Origin of the sequence: Streptomyces sp. NPDC048560 (genome assembly GCF_040650955.1) — a bacterium.
Lineage (GTDB): Bacteria > Actinomycetota > Actinomycetes > Streptomycetales > Streptomycetaceae > Streptomyces.
This window is the reverse complement of record NZ_JBEZIJ010000009.1, coordinates 215,798-238,263: the sequence shown is the minus strand read 5'-3', so window position 1 is coordinate 238,263 and position 22,466 is coordinate 215,798. Positions and strand designations below refer to the sequence as shown.

Genomic DNA, 22,466 nt, shown 5'->3' with positions numbered 1-22,466 from the left:
AGCGCCGCGGCGCAGCCGAGGCGCCGCGAAAGCCCGGGAAGGCGAAGGCCGGGGGCAAGGGGCGGGCCGCCCGCCCGGCTCGCGAGGCGTACGTGCCCTCCCGGGGGTGGGCCGGCCCGGGCGGCGGGCGGGTCGGCTACCTGGATCCGCCCACCATGTGGCGCGCCACCAGCGTGCAGGCGTGCGGACTCTGGCCGTTCGCCGCCGGTTCCGGGGCGCCCATGAGCGGCGTACCGCTCGGGCAGCACATGTTCACCGGGGCGACGGTGTGCGGCGACCCCTTGTCCTGGTTCACCCGCGCCCGGTACATCTCCAACCCCTCCCTCTTCATGCTCGGTATGCCGGGCCTGGGGAAGTCGACGCTGATCAACCGGATGCTCATCGGGCTCTCCGCGACGGGTGTCGTGCCGCTGGTGCTCGGCGACCTCAAGCCGGACTACGCGGACACCGTGCGGGCCCTCGGTGGCCAGGTGATCTCCATCGGGCGTGGTGTCGGCGGCATCAACGTCCTGGATCCGGGCGCGATGGGGGCCGCGGCGGAGCGCATCGGCGGGGACGCGGGCCAGGCACTGGCCGCCGAGACCCATGGCCGGGTCCTCAACATGGTGGCCGCTCTGATCACGATCGTGCGCGGCAGGCCCATGGACGACCACGAGCAGTCGGTGCTCTCCGTATGCCTGCACCATCTGCGCGAACGCACGCCCAAGGGGCGCACGTTGCTCCTGCCCGACCTGCTCCGGGTGCTCGACGAAGGGCCCGCGCGGGTGCGCGCGGTCACGCTGGACCGGGGGGACGACGCCAGGTACCGGGACGCGGTCGATCCCCTGCACCGCTCCCTGCTCGGCATCCTGGACGGGCCGCTGGGTGGCACCTTCGCCTCGGAGACCTCCACGCACATCAACCCGGACGCCACGGCGGTGTGCATCGACATCTCCCGTATCGGCGAGGCCGACACACAGCTGACGGCGGCGGCGATGCTCGCCGCCTGGTCGGACGGTCTCGGCACGGTCGCCGCCTCGCACGCGCTGGCCGACGCGGGGCTCGCGCCCCGGCGCTGGTTCTTCACCGTCCTCGACGAGCTGTGGCGCCCGCTGCGCGCCGCGTCCGGCATCGTCGACCGTATCGACGCCCTGACCCGTCTCAACCGGTCGCTCGGCCTGGGTGACGCCAAGATCACCCACACGCTCAAGGACGCCGAGGCGCTGGGCACCGACTCGGACCGGGCCAAGGCGCGGGGATTCGTCGAGCGCGCCGGAATGGTCGTCGTCGCCGGCCTCCCGAGGGCCGAGATGGAGGACCTGGGCCGGGTGGTGGGTCTGTCGCAGCGGGAGATCGAGCTGGTCTCCTCCTGGTCGTCGCCGCCCGGCTGGGCGAGCACCGGGGCCGACGAGGAACCGCCGGGCCGCGGCCGGTTCCTCATCAAGGTCGGCGGACGCCCCGGCATCCCGATCAAGGTCGCGATCACCGACACCGAAAGGGGGCTGCACGACACCAACACCCGCTGGACGTCGAATGGTTACGCCGAAGCCCGTGCCGCCGAGCGGGCCTCCGCCGAAGCGGCGGTCCTCGCCAACGGTCCGGGGCCCGCCCTCGAAGACCTCGGCCCCGCCGTCGACCTGTCGCGGCCCGCCGTCGACTTTTCCGCCCAGGCCGTCGGGTGGCCCGCATGAGCGGGCGGCCGGGCAGCGACCTCGCCCCGTGGGCGATCGTGGGCATGGCGGGTGTGTCCCTCGCTCTGTTCGGGGTGACCTGGCTGGGCGGCACACTGGGCGCGGCGGTCACCGGAGCGGGCTGGAATCCGCCGCCCTTCGTCATGTCGACCTTCGGCACGCTGGTCACTGAGGGAGCGGACCGGCTCTGGCCCGGCGCCTCTCCGTACGGTGTGTACGGAGGCATCGTGGGCCTGTTCGCGGTGCTCGCCGCCCTGACCGTCCCGGCCGTGCGGGCCGTTGTGCGGACTCGGGGAGGTGGCGCCCACCCGCCCGGCCTCGCCGGGCGGAAGGAACTCGCCTCCATGGGACCCAAGGGAATCGCCGCACGCGCCCGCGAACTGCGTCCGACCCTGAACGGAATGAAGGAACTCCATCCCGACGAGACCGGGAACCTCCTCGGTGACCTGGAGCCCTCCGGACCCGAACTGCGCTCCTCGTACGAGGACGTGGAACTCGACCTCATGGCGCCACGCGCGGGAAAGTCCACCGGCATCGCCATCCCGAGGGTGCTGCGCGCCCGTGGCGCCGTGCTGCTCACGTCGAACAAGTCGGATGTGTACGCCGTCACCCGCGCCGAGCGGGCGAAGACCGGCACGGTCTGGACGTTCGATCCGCAGGGCATCGCCCACACCCCGCGTGAGATGTGGTGGGACATGCTCGCCGAGTGCGTCACCATCGAGGGCTCCCGTCGGCTGGCGGGCCACTTCGTGGCCTCCGTCAACGACGACGCCTCGCAGAAGGACTTCTGGATCTCGGCCGCCCAGAACACTCTGACCGCACTGTTCCTTGCCGCGGCACGCGGCCGGGCACCGGTGACCGATCTGCTGGGCTGGCTGGCCGACCCGGCAGACCGTACCCCGATCGACCTGCTCCGGGAGGCCGGACTGGCCGCCATGGCCGAGCAGTTGCAGGGCACGGTACGCGGCGCGGTGGAGACCCGGGACGGCATCTACGAGACGGCCAGGCAGTGCGTCTCGTGTCTCCTTGACCCGGACATCCTGGCCTGGGTGACCCGGGACCCCGGCGTACAGCAGTTCCGGCCGGAGCAGCACGTGCTCGGCCGCGACACGCTCTACCTGCTGTCCAAGGACGGCGGAGGCTCGGCGGCCGGAGTGATCGCCGGCCTCGCCGACGCCACCATGAGGGCGGGAGTCGTCGCCGCCGAGCGGATGGGCGGCCGGCTGGACCCGCCGATGACGGCGGTGCTCGACGAGGCGGCGAACGTCTGCCGCATCGCCGATCTCCCCGACCTCTACAGCCACTTCGGCTCGCGCGGCATCAACGTCGTGACCCTGCTGCAGAGTTATCGCCAGGGCGCGCGCGTATGGGGCGACGCCGGAATGGACGCGCTGTGGAGCGCGGCCACGGTCAAGCTGCTGGGCGCGGGTCTGGACGACGCGGACTTCGTGGAGAAGATCTCCAAGCTCGTGGGCCAGCACGACGTGAGCACCGTCAGCGTCTCCAGGAGCAGGGACGGCTCCTCGCGCTCCACCTCCTACCGCCAGGAGCAGCTGCTGCCACCGGACCGGATACGGGCACTGCCGAAGGGCACTGCACTGCTGCTGGCCACCGGTCTACGGCCCGCACTGATCCGGCTCCGCCCCTGGTACAAGGAGCCCGACGCGGGCCGTATCTCGGCGGCGGCGAAGGCGGAGGTGGCGGCCATCACGGACCGGGCGGCGCAGTCGTGGTCGAAGGTGGAGCTGACGAAGGCGGGGGAGGCGGGGGACGCGCTGGAGTCCGTGTGAAGCCGGTGCGGACGCGACGGATGGGCGGGAGGACCCTGGAGAGGGTGCTCCCGCCCGATCCGGTCGTTCAGCGGCCAGGCACCGGGGCTGGTCCGTTCGGCATGGCGGGCTTGGGGGGCACCTGCTGACGCGATGCGTCGCTGTCCGTCTGTGCGGGGGATGCCGGAAGATCGGGGCTGACGAGACCTGCCGCAGCCGACCGTTTGGATCGTTTGAGGGGTACTTCGACCACCAGGTAGTCGAGGTCATCCTCGACCTCACCCTCCAGCTTCTCGGAACCACCGCTCGTCGTGGGCGACTTCAGGGTGGCGGCGTCCGAGGCCAGGTGCTGCTCGCTCGTGGTGTTGCCGGCGTGCGCTCGGGCGTGCTCGACGAACCGCTGAGTCCTGGGTAGTCGGCCGCTCTCGTAGAGCTTCCGCAACTCGGGGTTCTCCGCCAGCACCGTCTCCACCGCCTGGGCGATGGCAGACACCTTGCCCTGGTGCTCCTCGGCGTACAGCTGGTCGAACCGTTCAGGCGCCTGAACCGGCGCCTGCTGGAGTCCGGGCTGCTGACCCGGTGGCGACATTCTCTTCAGGACCTCCTGGATGATGTACGCGATCAGCTTCTCGGTATCGGTGACCGCCGGGGTGTCCTGCGTACCGGGGCCGCCGGCCTCGTTCCGCTGCGCGGGGGCAGGTTCCTCCGGCAGGGCCGGTCTGCGTTGCGCCTCGCGCTTCTGGCGCTCCAGGAGCTCCAGGAGGTCCTGGAGAATCAACTCCATCGCCGTCTTCGCGGGGTCGGGACCGATCGCTGCGATGCCCCCGTCTTGTTCCTGGCCGGTCATGGCGGTGTTCCCTCTCTGCGTGTACGTGCGGCTCGGCTACTGTGCGCGGCGGACTTGACGGACGGTGACCGCCCCGGGCGGGACGGTGGAGGCTGCCGCGGTGATCCCGCACCGGCTCCGTGATGCGCAACCGTCAGATGCGCGGCATCCCCCAGCCGGGGCGAATTCGTCGAGGTGCTCGCTGATGTTCCTGACGGTGAAACCGGCCGCGTCCGCCGCTGACCGCTGGCCGATTCGCTCCAGCCCTTCCCTCGCCCGTTGCGGGGGCGCGCCGCCGGCCCGGCTCGTGTGCATGGCCGGCATGTGTGCCTCCGTCTGTGTCCGTGAGCCGGTGTGCATTCTCACGACGGACAGCCGGCCATTCCGGTTCAACGGGTGGCCCGCTCCGACGGCCCGGAATGAACCGCTCCCAGCGCCCCGTGCGTAGTGCCGGTATTGATCACCGATGTGCCCATCAACGAGCGGGAGGCGACCCGGATGACCAGTGCCGTCGAGAGTGCCGAGCCGGCCGGGAGAACACAGCAGGGACCGCAGTTCATCGTGTATCTGGACGGTCCGATGCACGACGAGGCGCTGACTCTCCTCAGCCGGTGGGTGAAGCACCTGCTGATCCCGGTCTACGGAAGGGAGACCACCTCGTCCGCCCCCTGGTGCGCCCGGTGGTGGGAGCACGAGGAGGCTGTGGCGCAGCTCTACGGCCTGTGGATGGCCTGGCAGGAGCTCACCGACCCGGGGGCCGGACTGACCGGCCCCGCCGTCTGGCACCGGGACTACCTCACGCACGTCATGTCCGCCCTGCGGGATCCCTCCGGTCCGTTCGCCGGCTGCAAGCCCGGGGCGCACCGGCCCAAGGACGTACCGGTGACGGACGCCTACGACGGTTGACCGGCGGGTGACCGGGGTGGCTACCGCGACCGCCGCGGGGGGCCGCCCCGGGTCGCCGCGCGCAGGACGAACTCCACCGGGCCGCTGCGGTGGTGGCGCAGCAGCACGGCGCTGAGGGCGAGTTGGGCGGCGTACAGCACCAGACAGCCCGCCAGTACGGTCGCGGTGCCGATCCCGCCGTACAGACCGAGTCCGTATCCGGTGAAGGCCAGGGCGAGGACGAACGACTGCGTCAGGTAGTTCGTCAGCGACATCCTTCCGGCGGGCGCGAGCCCCGAGGCGAGCTTGCGGCCCGCCGGGGTGCGTACGAGCAGGAGCAGCCCGCAGGCGTACGCGGCCGTGAGGGCGGGAGCCGTGAGGACGCCGGCAGCCCGGCCGATGTGGAACCAGCCGCTGTCCAGGGGGCCGTGGGTGCACGCGGCCATGAAGAGCCCGCCGGTCAGCCCGACGGGCAGCCCGAGGTGGACGATGCGCCGCATCCGGTCCCGGTGGCGGTCGGATTCGGACAGCACCCGCCACCTGCCGGCGGCGAGGCCGACGAGGAACGCCGCAAGCAGATCGGCGGAGTAGAGCATGTTCGCGGCCAGGAACTCCGGGAGCAGCTCCAGGTTCGTCAGGATCACCGAGCCGGGCCCGCCCCGGTACGCCGCCACCGTTCTCGCCGTCGAGGCGGCGACGTCCTCGGTGCTCCCTGTTCCGGTCAGCGCGAGGGCGAACAGCCCGTACGCGAGCAACAGGACGGTGAGCGTGCCGAGGAGCCCGGCCGCGATCCGCAGCAGGGTACGGGGCGGCACCGCACGGAGCGCGAACAGTACGAGCCCCAGCGTCGCGTACGTCATCAGGATGTCGCCCGGGTACAGCAGTACGGCGTGGGTGAGACCGAGCAGGAACAGCGTGACGGTCCGGCGCAGATGACGGGGCCCGAACGCGACGCCCGAGCGCGCGGCGGAGCGCTGCTGCAAGGTGAAGCCGTAGCCGAACAGGAACGAGAAGAGCAGGTAGAACTTGCCGGCTGCCAGGGCCGTCACCAGCCAGGCGGCCGCCCGGTCAGCGAGCCCGGCAGCGGCCCCGCCGCCGGGCGAGGTGGCGGGGCCGGCCATGAGCTGCGCGTTCACGAGCAGGATGCCGAGCAGGGCGAAGCCGCGCAGCACGTCGATGTCATGGATCCGGGCCGTCCGTGGGGCGACGACGGATCCGGGGGGTGCGGGCACGCGCGTGGCTCAGGAGGCGTAAGGGGCCGGGACCCGGGCGCCGGGGCTCCGGTCCGGCGAGGGCACGTGCGCCGCCTGCCCGGCCGGGGAGGCGGTACCGGCGTCCTCGGCACGGCGGACCGGAACCGGCAGGGGGGCGGCGCCCGCGCCCTCCTCCCCGGAGACACGGGCCCGCGACGCCCCGCGGGCGGAGACGGACGCGAGTACCGGGTCCGCCGCGAAGAACCCCAGAGCGGCCACGCCGAACAGCGCGCCCGCCAGGGTGGCGACGCCGGCCACGACCGCCCCCGCCGGCGCTCCCGGCCACAGCGCGGCCGTTCCGCCGTCGACCAGGGCGTACAGGGATTCCAGGGTGAACGGTGGCGGATTCCAGCCGTCACCGACCAGTGCGACCCCCAGGCTCCCGCCCAGCCAGACGGCGGCGAGGGCCAAGGGGGTAAGGATCATCAGGGTCATCAGCCAGGGGACGAAACCCGTCGCTCCCCACTCGCGCGCACGGTCCTCCCGCTGTTCCAGGTCAGCCACGATGTGCCTCCACGTCTCGGTCTCCGGGGCCGTACGGCCGTCGTCGGACAGCCACCACGCACCCGGCCCGGCCCGCGGTTCAATCCCGGACGCGGATCCCGGCTCCGGCTGTTTCCCATCCCCTTGAACCGGAAGAGCCGCACATCCGTCGAGGAGCTTGAACACGCACCGCAACAGCCCCCGTTCACGCCCGGCGAAGGGATTCCCGCATGCCAGAGCTCACCGCCCTCGACCGCCCCGCCCCGTCGGATCCCGTGCTCGCCCCCCTGCTCTTCGACGTGTACGTCTCCGACGAGCACGCGGCCGTTGTCGACGGCGAGCGCGTCGAGGCCGGCGCCGGGCAGTCCGTGCACGAGGCGATCCTCGACCTCCTGCAACGCCACGCGCGCGACCACCGGGGGCCGGTGCGGGCCACCGTCTTCGACCGGCCGGCAGCCTCCACCCTGCGTATCGAAGTGGCACCGGACGGCTCCAGCCGCATCCCCGACCCCGAGCCCGACCCAGGCTCCCGGGAGAACGAGGACCTGAGCCCCGTTCCCACCGTCGGCGAGGAACCCGTCCCGGCCCCGCTCGCCGAGCACGTCGACCGCATCAGGGAAGCCGTCCACGGAGGGGACACAGAACACGCGGGCGCCCTCGCCGCCGCACTGCGCGAGTGCCTCGCCGGTGACCACGGGCCCGCACATCCGCAGGCACTTGAGGCGCGGGCGATGGAGGCGTACGTGGCCCACCTCGCCGGCGACCACCCACTGGCCACGTCACTGGCCGTGGGGGTCGCCCGGATTCGCTGCGGGCTCGGGGACGCGCGCGCCGCCGACGACGTGCTGCGGGCGACGGCCGCGTGGCAGCGGCTGGTCGACGAACGGTCCGTCGCGGCGCACGGCCGCGAACTCCTGCACCTGTGGGGGCATCTGGCGGAAAACGTTCGGCTGGGCACCCCGCACATCGAGGCGATGCGCCTGGTCAGGCAGTACTTCGCGGGCCCGGAAGCCGAGGAGTGTGCGGACGGGCAAGGGGTAACGGATATGTCGTAGGGCACGTGCGCTCTGTGATGATCACCTCACCGTCGCTCTGCCCGGCACTTCGAATACGCGGACATATACGACTGTAAAGTCATACTGCGCCCACGCGGCGGCGAACCTGCTGAAGACGCCCCCCTCACGGCAGTTCATCTGACCGCTAACGTCCCCCAGAGCATCGCTTCTGTGGGGGGCGCGAACACCAATGGAAACTAAGGGCGTTACCGGTCTCCGGTTCACCGTTCTCGGTCCGTTTCAGGCCTGGCGCGGCGAGGACGCCGTCCCGCTCGGCTCGCCGCAGCAGAGGGCCGTACTGGCGCTGCTGCTGCTCAGGCAGGGCCGGCCGGCCTCCGTCGACGAACTCGTCGACGCGGTGTGGGGAGAGGCCCCGCCCACGGGCGCCGTCTCCGTGCTGCGGACCTACGTCTCGCGTCTGCGCGCGCTCCTCGAACCGGACCGGGCGAAGGGCCGGCCGCCCGGTGTCCTGGTGTCGGTGGCCGGCGGCTACGCCGTCCATGTCCCCGACGGCGCACTCGACCTCACCGTCTTCGAGTCGCGGCTGCACGAGGCCAGGGAGCTCAGAGCCCGAGGCGCCCACCGGGCCGCCAGAGATGTGCTGCGATCCGCGCTCGACGCCTGGACCGGGGCCGCACTGGCCGGCGTTCCCGGCGCCTCGGCCGAGGCGGAGCGGGCCCGGCTCACCGAACTGCGGCTCAGCGCTACGGAGCTCCGTGTCGAACTGGACGTGGAGCTGGGAGGTCACAGCGACGTCGTTCCGGAACTGCGCACGCTGGCCGCGGCCCATCCGCTGCGCGAACGGCTCCGGTTACTGCTGATGCTCTCGCTCTACCGCTGCGACCGGCAGGCCGAAGCGCTGGCCGTGTACCACGACACCCGGCGCATCCTGATCGCCGAACTCGGCATCGAACCGGGCCCCGCGGTCCGGGACCTCCACCGGCAGCTCCTGGCGGCCGACCCGTCGCTCGGCGCACCCCGGACGGCGCCCGAACCCCGTCCATCGGTGGTACGGCCCGCCCAACTTCCCTCCGACCTCAGCGACTTCACCGGCCGTGAGGCGGAGACCTCGCGCGTGACCTCGGCACTCACGGGCGCAGCCGGCACGGCCGTACCGGTGGCCGTCCTCACAGGCATGGGCGGAGCGGGCAAGACCGTCCTCGCCGTGCACGCGGCCCACACCGTGAGCGCCCACTTCCCCGACGGGCAGCTCTACGTGGATCTGCGCGGAGCGGACGGCTCACCCGCCGACCCGTCGGCCGCACTCGCCGGCTTCCTGCGTGCCCTGGGCGAGAAGGACCAGAGCATGCCGGACAGCCTGGTGGAACGGGCGGCGCTCTACCGTTCGGTCCTGGCAGGACGTCGTGTCCTGGTCGTGCTCGACAACGCCTGTGACGTGGAACAGGTGCGCCCTCTTCTGCCCGGCTCCGGCGGATGCGCCGCCGTCGTGACGAGCCGTTCCGCGCTCGCCGCGCTCTCCGGTGCCACGCATGTCGGCGTGGACGTGTTCCGGCCCCAGGTGGCCGCGTCCCTCTTCGCCCGCATCCTCGGCGGACCCCGGACCGAGGGCGAACGCCTCGCGATCCTGCGGGTGGTCGATCTGTGCGGCGGTCACCCGCTGGCGGTGCGCATCGTGGCCAGCCGGCTCGCGGTCCGTCCGGACTGGACCGTCACGGACACGGTCGACCAGCTCAAGGACGAGAGGCAGCGCATCAGCGAGCTGCGGATCGAGGGCCTCGGCGTCGAGGCGTGCTTCAGGCTCGGCTACGGCGAACTCGACGCGGAGCAGGCGCGCGCGTTCCGGCTGCTGTCCCTCCCGGCGCCCAGCCTCCTCACACTCGTCGAAGCGGCGGCCGTGCTCGGCCGGCCCACGGAGCTGACGGAGTCGCTCCTGGAATCGCTGGTCGACGTCGGCATGCTGGAGTCGACGGCCCGCCGCTGCTACCGCTTCCACGATCTGCTGCGGCTCTTCGCGCGTCAACGCGCCCAGGAGGAGGAGTCGGCCGCCGCGCGTGAGGGTGCGCTCACCGGTCTGCTGGACCTGCTGCTGGCCACCGCGCGCAACGCGTACGGTCTGATCCGCCCGGGGCACAAGATCCCCCTGTCCCTGCTTCCTACCGAGCACCGGGGCATGACCTTCGCCGACGAGGGAGAAGCCTGCGCCTGGGGGGCCAGGCAACTGGCCCCGGCGCTGGAGTTCGTGGCACAGATCGCCCAGACGGCCCCCGCGGGCGCCGCCGACCTGGTGCTGGCCCTCGACCCGCTGCTGATGTCCGAGCACCGCTGGAGCGACGTGATTCCCGTGGCCCGCACCGTGGTCGAGGCGGCCCGCCGGGCCGGCGACCGGAGGGCGGAGCAGCGGATCTGCTACATGCTCGGGGGAGCGCTGATGCAGGTGGAGGAACTCGGAAGCGCCCACGAGGTGACCAGCCGCGCGATGGAACTGTCGGTGGGGACCGACGACCCCACCGTGCACGCGATGGTGCTGAACGTGGCGGCCCTCCTGGCGAGCAAGGGGGGTGTCGAACCCGACGCCCTCGAACTGGGTCTGCGCGCTGTCGGAGCGGCACGCGCGGCGGGGGACAGATCCGTCGAGGCGCTCGCCCTCGGCAACGTCATCCTGGAGTGCGTGCGGCTCGGACAGGTGGACGAGTTGCTTCTCGACACGGCCCTGCGGCAGTTGGAACTGTACGAGGACCTCGGCGATCAGCACGGCCGCATCCACGCGATCTACCGCATCGGCCAGGTGCTGCTGGGGCTGGGGCGGCCGGCGGAGGCGCTGCGCCGGTTCGAGGAGTGCCTGGAGCGTCTCGGCCCGGGCGGGCAGTCCTTCATGCGGTGCGCGAACCTGATCCGGGGCGCCGAGGCGCACCTGGATCTCGGACAGCCACAGATGGCCGCCCGCTACGCCGAGCGGGGGATCGCCCTCGCCAGGGAGATGAACTACGAGCGGGGAGAGGCCCAGGCCACCCGGATGCTCGGCGACGCACTGACCCTGATGGGGCACGAGTCCTGGGCGCGCGCCTGCTGGGAGCAGACACTCGTGGTCTGTCTGAGACTCGGCATGGCCGACGAGGCCGGACGTCTCCGCGGAAGGCTCGCGCCCCGGCCGGCCGAGGCGCACTGATAACAGCACGGCACGGCGCCGGCTGACCGGCTGCCCCTTGAACCGTCGGCTCCCGCAGGGACGTTGTGGGGACGAGCGGGGTGAAGTCCTTGCCCGCTCGCCCGGTCGTGCCGAACGGCGGCATGACCTCCACGTCCCCCATACGTGACGGAGCGTCATCAAGGTGATACGAAAAGTGCCGGTCAGGGGTGGCCGGGCGGTGGTCGCAGCCCTCGTATGCTGCCTCGTCGCCGCGACGGCTCAGGGCGCGGCGGCGGATCCCTCTCCGGCGCCCGGCCCCGTCCGGCCCAAGTCCCTTGCGGAGGTGCGCGACGAACTGGACCGGCTGTACCACGATGCCGAGGTCGCGACGGACGCGTACAACGCGGCGGAGGAACGGGCGGGCAAGCAGTCGGCCCGAGTGGCCGCCCTCGCCGAGGACATGGCCGCCGGCAGGGCCGCGCTGGAGCGGCTGACGTCGCGCATGGGCGCGGCGGCCCGCGCCCAGTACCGCAGTGGTGGCCTGCCCCTCGACGTCCAGTTGCTGCTGAGCGCGGACCCCGACGACGTCCTGGACGAGGTCGGCCGGGCGCGTCGTGCCCAGCACGGCGTCGACGGACTGCTGCGTGAGCAGACCCGTGTCCAGGAGGAGCTGCGCAGGAAGTCCAAGGCGGCCAAAGGGCAGTTGGAGAAGCTTCGGGGCAGCCGAAAGGCCGAAGCGGATGCCCGAAAGCGCATCGAGAAGCGCATCGCGACGGCGAAAGCGCTCGAAGCGCGGCTTGCGGAGGAGGAACGCGGGCGTCTGCTGGAGATGCAGAAGAAGACCGCGGACGAAGCACACGCGGCCTTCGTGAGGTCCGGCTCCCTCAAGGATGTCAAGGGGGAGGCGAGTGAGCAGGGTGAGAAGGCAGTCGCCTACGCGGCCGAACAGATAGGCAAACCCTACGGGTGGGGTGACGAGGGCCCCGATTCGTACGACTGCTCCGGGCTCACCTCGCAGGCGTGGGCGGCTGCGAAGCGGCCCATACCCCGTACCTCGCAGGAGCAGTGGCGGCTGCTGCCACGCATCGGTGTCGAGGCCATGCGTCCCGGCGACCTGATCATCTATCACCAGGACGCCAGCCACGTCGGCATGTACATCGGCGGCGGTTCGATCATCCACGCACCCCGCCCGGGACGGGATATCACCGTCGCCGACGCGGGCTCCATGTACATCCTCGGGGTCGTACGCCCCGACAAGCGCCCCTGAGGGGGGTGACCCGCCGGGCCGCGTCGTCGGACATCTCAGGGTGGTGCCGGGCACCTGGTTACTGAGCCTGCGCTACTTTCGCTCGGCCGAGGCCGGCGCCCGCTGCTCGTCGTCTTCGCTCCGGGCAGGCCTGTCGGGACCGCCGGCCTGCCCCTCGACGTCGGTCGGCGCAGGCTGCCGCATACCGATCAGGACACCCGTGGTGACGAGCAGGGCGCCGGCGACATCAGCAACGCCCGCCTCGCCGAGCCCGAGTACGACGGTGGTCACCAGGGCACCCACCGGGACGAGTCCGGCGAAGAGTCCGGCACGTGCGGCGCCCAGTCGGCGCAGCGCGTCGTACCAGAGGAAGAAGGCAGTGGCTGTGACGAGTACACCGAGGTAGCCGAAGGCGGCCGCTTCGGTGGGGGTGGGCAGGCGCAGGGAGCTCGTCCCCTCCAGGAGGACGCTCGCGGCCAGCAGCATGGGCACGGCCAGCGCCGCGGGGTAGGCGGCGACCCTCAGGGGGCCGAGTTTGGACAGCAGGGGGAGAGCGAGCAGCGAGAAGGCGACTTCTCCGACGAGCGCTCCCAGCGACAGCAGCACACCGTGCAGGCTGCCGCCGCCGAGCCCTGCGGCGACCGCGGCGCCCAGGGTCACGACGACCGCGGCGCCGACGGTGCGCGGGGCAGGCCGGCGGCGTTCCGTCAACGGCCCGACGAGTGCGAGAACGATGGGGATCGCTCCGACCACGGTGCCGATCATGGCGGGGCTCGCGTGCCGGGTGGCCTCGACGAGGAAGACGTTGAAGGCCGCCAGGCCGGTGGCGGCCAGCGCCAGAAGGAGCAGGAAGTCACGGGGAGTCAGGCCGGCCCGAGGTAAACGGCGGTGGCGTACCACGGCGAGGAGGATCGCCGCGGCGAGCGCGTAGCGCAGGGCCTGGCCGCCGAGGACCGGGTAGTCGGCGATCGTCGCGGAGACCGCCGTCGAGGTGCCGACGAGCAGCATCGCGGCGGCGGCACCCGCGGCCGGAACGGTGGAGGAACTCATGCCGCGTACTCCTTCGGTTGCGGTTGGGTGCCCGCGGGGCTGAGCCCCTTGCGGGTGGCGCGCTCGGCGACGGCGGCGGCCAGGGTAAGCGGCCGGCGCGGCAGCGTATGAGCGGGCAGGGCATCGCCGAGTCCGGGGGTGACGCAGCCGCGGTCGCGCTCCGGTGTGCGCAGAGCGGCGTTCACGACCGCGCCCGTGCAGCGCTCCCGCGTGCCGCGGACCCGTGCGGGGCCGACGATGTCGACCGTCAGGCCGACGCTCGGGCCGCGAGCGGCGAGCCGCGCGGCGAACTCCGCCCCGAGTCCGGATGAGGCGCCGGCGATGAGCGCTGCACTATGCACGGGAATTCTCCTGCTCGACGAGGAACTAAGACAGAAGAGTACTCATCTCTTGCGTAACTGCAACAGGTCCGATGCAATTAATGGAGAGATGGTCCAACGGTGTATCATTTCGAAGTCAAGCAGATGAGCGGGAGGCGCCATGAACGAGACAGTGGCACGGCCGTTGCGGGCGGACGCGGAGCGCAGCGTGCGCGCGATCCTGGAGGCAGCCGAACGTGTGCTCTCCACGGATCCCGGCGCGTCGATGGAGCAGATCGCGATTGCGGCGGGGGTGGCCAGGACGACGATCCACCGGCGGTTCGCGCATCGGCAGGCACTGGTCGACGCCCTGGCTCTGTCGGCCGCCCGCCAGCTCCACCAGGCCGTGGAGGACGGCCGGCCGGACACCGCCCCTCCCTCGGTCGCACTGCACCGGATCACTGCCAATGTGCTCGAAGTGAAGGGCGCCTGGGCATTCGCCCTGGAACTGCCGGCGGATCCGGACAGTGAGGCGGCAGCCCTCCATGAGCACATCGGCCGACGCTGCATCACCGTGCTGGAACGGGCCCGGGCGGACAAGCTCATCGACGAGGCAGCCGACCTCCACTGGGTGCGGCGGGTCTACTACGCGCTCCTCGGGGCGTCCCTGCGCGGAAGCCCGGACGAAACCGGCATCGACATCGACACCCTCGCCGCCCGCATCATCGACACCCTGCTGCATGGAGCGGGCCCACGCGGCTGAGCTCGCCGAAGCCCCGAGCGGCCATCGCCCGAACACCGGCGACTTCGTCGCCTGCATCAAGGAGACGGCTCGGGGCGGGTCGGCAGAACGAACGCCCTCGTGTGCCGGGAGGGCGGGACCGGGCGTCCGGCGGGGCGCGTCCGGAGGCGGGGTGGTGTCCGGTCGCTGCCCGGGGTGCGCCGAAAGAGCCCCCGCACGCTCCCCGCGGTTCTAGGGTGAGGCGTGGCCCGGTGCCACCAGGACATCGGCACCCTGACACGCGAAGCTTCCGCGCCTCCCGTCAGTGCGTGCCCGGTCGTCCAGGGCCGCAGACGGGTGAGGGGGGACATGGAGGGGCGTACACGGTCGGGTGGTGCCGAGGGCCGTCCGCCGAGCCGGCCTGCGGTGCTCGGCCAGGACCACCTCGCGTTGTTGGGTGAAGCCGGTGTCGTCCACGGCTGGTCCCGCGGCGAGGTGCTGATGCGCAGGGGCGAGCCCGGCGACCGCGCGATCCTCCTGCAACAGGGACTCGTGAAGATCACCACCGAGGCAGTCAACGGCTACACCAGCCTGCTGGCGTTCCGCGGGCCCGGTGAGCTGGTCGGCGAGCTCGCCGTCCTGGACGGTGGTAACCGCTCGGCGACCGTGACCGCCGTGCGCCCGGTGCGTGGGGTGATCATCGCGGCGGCGCGCTTCGCCGTACTGCTCCAGGAGCACGGTGATCTCGCCCTGGCGGTGCTGCGCGGTGTCAGCGGCAGGCTGAGGCATTCCGACGGGCACCGTGAAGCGCTGGGCTCCCGCTCCGCCGGGGTGCGCATCGCCCACGTGCTCCTGGAGTTCGCCGAACGCCACGGAACGCCGGCCTCCGACTGGGCGCCGGCCGCACTGGCCGTGCCGATGACACAACAGGAGCTCGCAGGAGCCGCGGGGACTTCACGCGAGTCGGTGGTGCGCACCCTGCGGGACCTGCACGACCTCGGAATCGTCGGCACGGCGCGCGGCATCATCGTGGTGCTGGACCCCGCGAGGCTCAACAGCTGGAACCCGGACTGCGGTTGACGCCGCTCTCTGCGTCATCTGAGGCAGAAGTCGGCGCGCGAGGGGACTACTCATGGAGGGCGGCGGCCGACGCGTCGCCCGTCACACACGGGGGTGACGGTCGACGCGTCGACCGCACACGGACAACCGGGTGGCGGGTGTCCGCTGTCGCGTGGTGCGTCATCGGACGGCGCCCGCGGGGCACGCCGTCAACCGCTCGACGTGATCGGAACCAGGGGGACCGCATGGTGGACGAGGGCCGTACAGCAGGGGATTTCGAGCCGGGTGCGGATGCGACGCTGGCCATCTCGCAGGTGAGCGGTGTCATCTTCGCGGCCGACGCCAAGGCGGGGTTGCTGGCGACCGCGCTGGGGATCTTCACCGGCGGGCTGCTGACGCAGGCGCGGTCGCTGCGTGCGATGACCCCTCCGCACTCCGCCGCCGAGGTGATGACGGTTGCCCTGACGGTCATCGCGACGGCTGCGGTGACGGCGTCCGGCTGGTACCTGTTGCGCACGCTGTCACCACGGTCGACCACGAGCGCGTCGACCCGGTACGGCTGGCCGACGCTCGTCACGAGGGAACCGGCCACGCTCATGGCCGGTGAACCCGGGGCCGTGCGGCACGAGGCCTGGCGGCACGCAGCGGACCTGGCGACCATCGCGGAACGCAAGTTCGCCGCGTTCCGCAAGGCTCTGATCTGGGCCCTTGTGGCCGGTGCGGCACTCCTGGCGTCACTCATCGTATTCCTGTGGACATGATCTGATGATCAATTGGTAAATAACACCGCACGTGGCTATTCTCGCGTCCTCACCTTCGCGGGTGGCAGCCCGCAGGTCGGGCCGGGCGCGAGATTTCCGGCGCGTGCACAACTTCGGAAGCAGGACGTATGCCGCACATCTCCGGACCGAACCCCATCCACCACGTCATGCTCGGCGTGGATGTGAAGGGCTCCTCGCACCCCGCCCGCGATGACAGCCTGCTGCCGCAACTCCGGGCCGCACACACGGAATTGGTCGCCGAGGCGCTGCGGCGGCAAGGGGTGGGACCGGACGACTACGAGCTCCGGAGCCGGGGTGACGGCGGGCGCTACGACTTCCGGCCGGGCATCTCTCCGGTACCGGTGGTGGAGGCGGTCACCGTGGAGTTGGGCAGGCTGCTGCGCCGCCACAACAAGAGGTCGTCGGAAGCGCTCGGGCTCGGGCTGCGACTCGTGGTGCACGGCGGGTATCTGCTGCCGACCGCCGACGGGACCGACGCCGACGGTGCGGACGTCAACCTCCTGCACGGGCTGCTGGACGCCGAAGAGCTGCGCAGCGCACTCGCGGACGGCAGTGGCTCGTACGCGCTGGCCGTGTCGGAGTCGATCTGGCACGGAGCGGTCCGGCACGGTCACGGTGAGCTGGACCCGAACGACTTCACCCCGTACCGATTGACGGTCAAGGGCGCTTCGGCCGTGCCCGTCTGGCTGACTCCGGCCGTCGGGGGCACGGGCCGGGTCCGCGAGGAGAGCGCCGCCCGTAAGGACCCCGGTAACCCGCCCGCCTCCGACCGGAGGGATCCGGCCCCCTCGGGCGGCATGACCTTCCACGGCGACGTCCGGGCGAGGAACGTGATCGGTCGCGATCACGTGAGCTATCGATGAGCGCCGCGGAGTCCGAGGTCGATCCGGACCGGACGGACGGCAGGGGCCAGGACAACGCCGGCCCGGACGAGGCGGACGGCGACAGTGCCTACGGCGACGGGCAGTTCGACCCCGACGTCATGCACCGGCTGCGGTCCGACCTCGACGAGGACGTGGACCGCTTCGGCGGAGCGGCCTCCATGAACTTCGCCCGCCGGGTGAGGGCCCACTCCATCGTCGGCGGCGACCAGTTCGTGCTCAACATGGGCGGCGCCCGGCGGCCGAGCTGGTACCGGCTGTCGGCAGCCGGGAGGACCGAGCTGGAACAGGTGTACGTCCGGCCGGGATGCGCCGACGCCGCCGAGGAGCTGTTGCGGCGTCAGCACCTCGTCGTACTCAGCGGTGCCCGGCACACCGGACGCCGCTTCCTGGCCTCGGCCCTCGCGGTGACGGTACTCCCGGACGACGGCGAGTGCCGCTTCCTGCAACCCGGCACCCACCCGGACACCCTGACCACGGAGGACGTCCGGCGTGACTGCGCCTACGTCCTGGAGGCAGGCGCGGGGTCCGCGCTGACCGACTTCGCCCTCACCCGGCTGTCGGGACTCATGACGCGCCGCCACGCCTACCTGGTGATCACCGTGGAGGACGCCGCACGACTGCCGGAGGACCTGAGGGAGTGGACGGTGTGCGGGGATGGCCGCCCTGACGCCGCCGCCGTGTTCCGCAGCCATCTGCGCCACCGGCTCCCCGACCGGTCCGGGCGCGCCGACACGCTGCTCCGGGACCCCCGGATCGCGGCGTGGCTGACCGAGTCGCCACCTCCCGGCGAGATCGCCCGCATCGCCCGTGAGCTGGCGCTCACCACCGATGACGAGTCCGCCGTCGCCACCTGTATGGCACAGGTCACCGGCCAGGCCGAGCGGGTCGCCGGTGAACTGCTCAAAGCGACCGGATCCGCCCGCGAACTCGCCATATCCACCGCCTTCTTCGGCGGATTCCCCTACGCCACGGTGCGTCAGCTGGAGCACCTGCTGGCAGACCTGGTGCACGAGGCGGGGAGCCACGACACGCCCCGCTCACGGCAGTTCCTCACCGAGACGCGGCAAAGCCGGCTTGACGACATCCACGCCGTCACGCGTAAGGGCATCGCGCACACCCGGTACGGCAGCAGCCCCACCGAAGTGGTGGACTTCGCGGGAAGCGGTCTGGCCGCCGCCCTGGTGGATGTGGTCTGGCGTTACGACGACTCCGAACCGCTCCTGAGGTGGCTGTCGGACCTGGTCCACGACCCGTCCGAGGCCGTACGGCGCCGGGCCGCGGTCTCGCTGGGCCGGCTCTCGCTGCTCGACTTCACACAGATCGCCGAGCAGGTGTTCCAGCCCTGGTCGCTGTCCTCCGACCACCGGGACAGGGTGGCCGCGGCGATCGCGCTCTCGGTCTCCGTCCAGGACCCGACCGTCGCGGCCCACGCGCTGGGCCTGGTCGAGTCCTGGAGCGCGGCCGGCAACCGGTACCGGCGGATGACCGCCGCGCTGGCCTGGGGACTGGCGGTCAGTCCCGCGCATCCGGTCGCGGGCGTCCAGGGACTCGGCGATCTCCTGGGCACGGACGACGCGGGCGTGGCCTGGTCGGCGAAGGCCGGCCTGACGGCAGCCTTCGCGGGCGGCCTGTCCGGCCTCGTACTCGAAGCGATGGGCGTGTGGTTGCGGGACGCCGAAGGCGCCGCCCGCCGTAACCTGCTCGGCGCGTTCCTGCGGGTGTGCCGGGTCCGGGGGACGGAGGGCCGTCCGGACGCGGTCCACTGGCCGACGCCGTTGTGGCTGTTCGACCGGTTCCAGAGCGGCGGCCGCGCCGATGCCTCCGAGCAGCGCGACGGTCCGGCCGACACCGACCAGGACGTGATCGAGCTGTGGCAGGCGGCGCTCTCCCACCGGGCGACCTCGGCCGAGGCGCTGAGGACACTGGGCTCATGGATCCGGCAGGCCGACCGGCACGGCGAGTCCCGCGAGGCCCTGCTCGACCTGCTCGACGAACTCGTCGACACCCCCAGCGACTTCCGCCGTATGGACCACCTTCTCTCGCGCATGGCCCGCGATTCCTCCCAGCCCTCGCACACGGCGGAGCTGGCCTCGCGGGAACTCGACAAGCTCCGCTGAACGACATCACCAGGGAGTCACAGTGACGATCGACGCCGACGGGCCGGTGCGCGGGCCCTTCACAGTGGTCCGCCCCCGGGAGGTACCTCCCGAGGCCAGGCCGGGCGCGGGCGAGTGCGCCGTGCTGCGGGCGGGCACGCACCTGCGGCCGCTGCCCAAGGGCGAAGTGCCCACATCGGGCATGAACTGGTTCCGGGCACGGGACGAGTACTGGATCGTGGACCTCCGGGAACACACCACGACGCTGGACGTCGAACTCGACAGTGCGGACCGCGGGCTGCGCTTTCAGGGCAGCATCGACGTGGACTGGCGGATCAGCGACGCCCGTGCGGCGGCGGAGCACGGCCCCATCGACGTGCCGCGCCTCTTGGAGCGCCGGTTGCTGCGCCAGTTGACGGCGGAGGCGCGGCGCTACGAGCTGGACGAGATCGCGGACTTCGAGGCCTGGATCGGAAGCGAGCTGTCCACCCTCTCGATGGCCGACACGGTGTTGGAGGTCCTGGAGGTGTCCTGCGTCCTGCGGCCCGACGGCGAGGTCACCGACATCACCCGCACCGGCCGGCTCGACCGGCTCAAGCGGGGCAACGCGCGGGAGATCTTCGACGAGGGCGAGATCGGGCTGATGGCCGAGGCGCTGGTCAGGAATCCCGACTCCGTCGTGGACTTCCTCCGCACCCACCAGGAGGAGAGGCACCTGGCGGTGGCCGCCCATCTGGAGGTGGTCAAGGCGGTGCACTCGGCCGGTGGCGGCGAGGAACACGAAAGGGTCGCGGCCATCGACCAGTTGGTCGAGCGGCTCGGCGGCGCGTTGCCGAGGGCGCGGGCAGAGTTGCCTTCCGCCCCGTCCTCCTCCCCGATCCAGCAACTCGCCGGCGGCAGGCCTCGGCGCAGGGACCGCAGGCGCGAGGACGAGCGGCCCCAGGACAACGACGGCGGGACGAAGGACCAGGCGCCGTGACCGACCTGTTCGGCTTGCTCGGGGACCTCTGGTCCGACGCCTTCTCCTGGCTGGTCTACCCCCTCCGGATCGTGGCGCTGGTCGTCGCGTCGGCCGTGGTGCTCCGGGTCGTGCTCCACCGTGTGCTGCCCGCCCTGCACGGTGTCGCCGACTGGGCCGGCGCCAAACTCTCGCGGCTGCTGGGCAGCGTGCTGCTGGCACCCGAGTACGGCTGCACGCTGCTGCTCGTCCGGGCCGACCGCGGCATCCCGCTTCCGCTGCGGCTGTACGGGCGGTGGGTGGAGAACGTCACGGACTGGGTCACGTCGGCGGGCGGCGGCGTCGGCAAGGCCATGCGTGCCTGCTCCCGCGCCTCGTACAAGGTGGTCGGCGCCCTGTTGCTCGTGTATCTGGCCGGCTACAACATGCACGTCATAGGCGGTGCCGACGACCCGGTTCGCGAGGAGGCACCGGTCGTGGCCTGGTGGGACTCGTTCCAGGTCTGGCTGGAGAATCCCGAGCATCCTGTCCTGGAGGACAGCGCGGAGGTTACCGGACCCGCGGTCGCCACCCCGGACGAGTAGGCCCGCCGGGGAGAGGGCGCGGACCGGCGCCGTGGGAGCCGGTGCCGCGGCTTCCCCGGCGCCCTGTGCCCGTCCGGCCGACATCTGGGCCCGCATGTGTTCCGGACCTCGGCTCGTGGTCTGCGCCGAGAGGATGTGTCGCTCGTCGAGGGCTACATCGAGGTGGGCAGCTGCGGGGAGCGGAGCACGAGCAGGGTGATCTCGCTGGGGGCGAAGACGCGGAACGGCGGCCCCCAGAAGCCTGTGCCGCGGCTGGTGTAGAGGAGGGTACGGGCGCCGTGGTGGCTGAGGCCGGCGAGGGCGGGCTGGTCGAGACGGACCAGGTGGTGGAAGGGCCAGATCTGGCCACCGTGGGTGTGGCCGGAGAGCTGGAGGTCGATGCCCTCGGCCGCCGCCCGGTCGATGAACTTGGGCTGGTGTGCCAGGAGCAGGACGGGCAGGTCGGGGTCGGCGCCGTCCAGGGCTCCGGCGAGGTGGGCGCGGTGACCCGCCAGCCCTGAGGACTCGGCAGTGACGTCGTCCACGCCGGCGACCACGAGGGTGTCGCCTCCGCGTTCGAGCAGCAGATGGTGGTTGCGCAGCGGCTCCCAGCCCAGCTCGTCCATCAGGTCGACCCAGCCCTGGGCCTCGCTGTAGTACTCGTGGTTGCCGGTGACGTACACACGGGCGTGGGTGGCCCGCACGGTTCCGAGAGGGGCGGCCTGGGCGCGGCGGCGTTCGGCCGTGCCGTCCGCGATGTCACCGGTGTGGCAGACCAGGTCGGCTTCCAGGGAGTTCACCCTCTCGCATACCCGTGCCGACCAGCGAGTGCGATCGAGGGGACCGTAGTGGGTGTCGCTGATGAGGACGACGCGGATGCCGTCCAACCCGGCACCCAGCCGGGGGAGTCGCACGTCGAGCCGGCGCACGCGTGGCACGCGGCGGGCTTCGGCGTAGCCCCAGGCGAGCAGTACGGCGGTTACGCCGAGGACGGCCCAGGTGACGATTCGAGCCCGGTCCTGACTCCCGTCGACGCCGGCCACGCTCAGGACGAGCCGCAACGGGACGCCGAGCAGAACGGACCAGGTGAACAGGACCCAGCTGGCGCCCAGCAGGGTGTCACCGACGATCGCCGCCCGGTCCTGCTGGCGCCGGCCGTGGCCGCGACCCATCGCGAGCGGCATACCGACGAGCCCGAGGACGAACAGGGCGGTGCCGACGAGCGTGACGTACAGCGGCCAGTGCTGGCCGCTGTACAGGAGCACCCAGCAGGGCACGGCCCACAGCAGGACGGGGGCGATCAGGGGGATGTAGCGCATCACGCGGTGCAGTCGGCTCTGCCGCGGCGCTTGCGCGTCCCTGTCGGCGGGTCGGGTGTCGCTGGTGTCGGTCACGCTTCCCCTCACAAACCAGGCTGCCGTCCCGCGCACTGTATCCGGTCGCCCTCGGGCCGGCCGGACCGCTACTGCGCGAAGCATTCTGGACGGCCTGAAGGCCAGGTGCACCGCCTCACGGCCGACCCGGGAAGGTCCGGTGTGAGCTGCCCTTGAGCGCACTGACGGGCGAGCCGTCGAGCGCGGCGTCATCCGTCTCCAGCCGGCCCTCTCTGTGCGGTTCTGCGAGCAGGAACTCATACAGGCGGGGCAGTACGCCGGCTTCGGTCCAGTCCCGTACGCGCCGCCGAACCCATCCCCCGCCGCAGCCGACCGGCCGACGCCATAGCCCGCAAGGCGGCGAGGGGCCCAGGACGAGATCGCCGAGGCGTCCCATGCGATCGCC

At 71.9% G+C, this 22,466-nt stretch carries 19 protein-coding genes and 1 pseudogene; 13 read left to right on the top strand and 7 right to left on the bottom strand.

Translation table 11 applies throughout. The features are described 5' to 3' along the window. Positions 1-92: 92 nt before the first annotated feature. Together AB0C82_RS24385 and AB0C82_RS24380 are read left to right on the top strand one after the other, a co-directional pair. On the top strand, positions 93-1,670 hold the full coding sequence (locus AB0C82_RS24385) for an ATP/GTP-binding protein (RefSeq protein ID WP_362845955.1): 1,578 nt from the start codon (positions 93-95) through the stop codon (positions 1,668-1,670). Further along, positions 1,667-3,460 (top strand): TraM recognition domain-containing protein, encoded by a 1,794-nt coding sequence (locus tag AB0C82_RS24380; protein WP_362845637.1) that lies wholly within the window; start codon positions 1,667-1,669, stop codon positions 3,458-3,460. Before AB0C82_RS24385 ends, AB0C82_RS24380 begins: the two co-directional genes overlap by 4 nt. A 67-nt stretch (positions 3,461-3,527) precedes the next feature. Here AB0C82_RS24380 and AB0C82_RS24375 read toward each other — a convergent pair whose 3' ends face one another. Then, complete coding sequence (locus tag AB0C82_RS24375) at positions 3,528-4,286, bottom strand: hypothetical protein (RefSeq protein WP_362845635.1); 759 nt, start codon at positions 4,284-4,286, stop codon at positions 3,528-3,530. A gap of 477 nt (positions 4,287-4,763) precedes the next feature. Between AB0C82_RS24375 and AB0C82_RS24370 the strand changes: the two genes are divergently transcribed. Then, a complete protein-coding gene (locus AB0C82_RS24370; protein ID WP_362845633.1) occupies positions 4,764-5,171 on the top strand; it encodes a DUF4913 domain-containing protein in 408 nt (135 codons plus the stop codon). Between the two features lie 20 nt (positions 5,172-5,191). Here AB0C82_RS24370 and AB0C82_RS24365 read toward each other — a convergent pair whose 3' ends face one another. Together AB0C82_RS24365 and AB0C82_RS24360 are read right to left on the bottom strand one after the other, a co-directional pair. After that, positions 5,192-6,382: a DUF418 domain-containing protein gene (locus AB0C82_RS24365; RefSeq protein WP_362845631.1), complete on the bottom strand. Its 1,191-nt coding sequence runs from the start codon at positions 6,380-6,382 to the stop codon at positions 5,192-5,194. A 9-nt stretch (positions 6,383-6,391) separates the two neighbouring features. Next, on the bottom strand, positions 6,392-6,907 hold the full coding sequence (locus AB0C82_RS24360; RefSeq protein ID WP_362845629.1) for a hypothetical protein: 516 nt from the start codon (positions 6,905-6,907) through the stop codon (positions 6,392-6,394). A 209-nt stretch (positions 6,908-7,116) separates the two neighbouring features. Here AB0C82_RS24360 and AB0C82_RS24355 point away from each other — a divergent pair, with 209 nt between their 5' ends. From AB0C82_RS24355 to AB0C82_RS24345, 3 genes are all read left to right on the top strand, one after another. Beyond that, positions 7,117-7,941 carry a hypothetical protein gene (locus tag AB0C82_RS24355; protein ID WP_362845627.1) on the top strand — a complete coding sequence of 275 codons (825 nt, stop codon included), beginning with the start codon at positions 7,117-7,119 and terminating at the stop codon, positions 7,939-7,941. 190 nt (positions 7,942-8,131) lie between these two features. Continuing rightward, positions 8,132-11,068 (top strand): BTAD domain-containing putative transcriptional regulator, encoded by a 2,937-nt coding sequence (locus AB0C82_RS24350; protein WP_362845625.1) that lies wholly within the window; start codon positions 8,132-8,134, stop codon positions 11,066-11,068. 175 nt (positions 11,069-11,243) lie between these two features. After that, positions 11,244-12,296 carry an NlpC/P60 family protein gene (locus AB0C82_RS24345; protein ID WP_362845623.1) on the top strand — a complete coding sequence of 351 codons (1,053 nt, stop codon included), beginning with the start codon at positions 11,244-11,246 and terminating at the stop codon, positions 12,294-12,296. Positions 12,297-12,368: 72 nt separating this feature from the next. Here AB0C82_RS24345 and AB0C82_RS24340 read toward each other — a convergent pair whose 3' ends face one another. Then, on the bottom strand, positions 12,369-13,325 hold the full coding sequence (locus tag AB0C82_RS24340) for a DMT family transporter (protein ID WP_362845621.1): 957 nt from the start codon (positions 13,323-13,325) through the stop codon (positions 12,369-12,371). After that, positions 13,322-13,666: a hypothetical protein gene (locus tag AB0C82_RS24335; RefSeq protein WP_362845619.1), complete on the bottom strand. Its 345-nt coding sequence runs from the start codon at positions 13,664-13,666 to the stop codon at positions 13,322-13,324. The genes AB0C82_RS24340 and AB0C82_RS24335 overlap by 4 nt, the downstream gene beginning before the upstream one ends. A 139-nt stretch (positions 13,667-13,805) precedes the next feature. Here AB0C82_RS24335 and AB0C82_RS24330 point away from each other — a divergent pair, with 139 nt between their 5' ends. From AB0C82_RS24330 to AB0C82_RS24300, 7 genes are all read left to right on the top strand, one after another. Continuing rightward, entirely contained in the window at positions 13,806-14,387 is a 582-nt protein-coding gene (locus AB0C82_RS24330) for a helix-turn-helix domain-containing protein (protein ID WP_362845617.1), read from the top strand. Positions 14,388-14,714: 327 nt separating this feature from the next. Next, a complete protein-coding gene (locus tag AB0C82_RS24325) occupies positions 14,715-15,425 on the top strand; it encodes a Crp/Fnr family transcriptional regulator (RefSeq protein ID WP_362845615.1) in 711 nt (236 codons plus the stop codon). 224 nt (positions 15,426-15,649) lie between these two features. Then, positions 15,650-16,165: a hypothetical protein gene (locus AB0C82_RS24320; protein WP_362845613.1), complete on the top strand. Its 516-nt coding sequence runs from the start codon at positions 15,650-15,652 to the stop codon at positions 16,163-16,165. Positions 16,166-16,293: 128 nt separating this feature from the next. After that, complete coding sequence (locus tag AB0C82_RS24315; RefSeq protein ID WP_362845611.1) at positions 16,294-17,049, top strand: hypothetical protein; 756 nt, start codon at positions 16,294-16,296, stop codon at positions 17,047-17,049. Then, positions 17,046-19,187 (top strand): hypothetical protein, encoded by a 2,142-nt coding sequence (locus AB0C82_RS24310; RefSeq protein WP_362845609.1) that lies wholly within the window; start codon positions 17,046-17,048, stop codon positions 19,185-19,187. The genes AB0C82_RS24315 and AB0C82_RS24310 overlap by 4 nt, the downstream gene beginning before the upstream one ends. Positions 19,188-19,209: 22 nt before the next feature. Continuing rightward, positions 19,210-20,145, top strand: a complete 936-nt coding sequence (locus tag AB0C82_RS24305) for a hypothetical protein (RefSeq protein ID WP_362845607.1) — start codon at positions 19,210-19,212, stop codon at positions 20,143-20,145. Continuing rightward, positions 20,142-20,708: a hypothetical protein gene (locus AB0C82_RS24300; protein WP_362845605.1), complete on the top strand. Its 567-nt coding sequence runs from the start codon at positions 20,142-20,144 to the stop codon at positions 20,706-20,708. The genes AB0C82_RS24305 and AB0C82_RS24300 overlap by 4 nt, the downstream gene beginning before the upstream one ends. Positions 20,709-20,860: 152 nt before the next feature. Here the strand turns inward: AB0C82_RS24300 and AB0C82_RS24295 are convergent, their stop codons facing one another. Both AB0C82_RS24295 and AB0C82_RS24290 read right to left on the bottom strand, forming a co-directional pair. Then, positions 20,861-22,081 (bottom strand): metallophosphoesterase, encoded by a 1,221-nt coding sequence (locus tag AB0C82_RS24295; RefSeq protein WP_362845603.1) that lies wholly within the window; start codon positions 22,079-22,081, stop codon positions 20,861-20,863. Positions 22,082-22,232: 151 nt separating this feature from the next. Further along, positions 22,233-22,367 (bottom strand): annotated as a pseudogene (locus tag AB0C82_RS24290) (IS5/IS1182 family transposase); the annotation flags it as partial. Positions 22,368-22,466 lie beyond the last annotated feature (99 nt).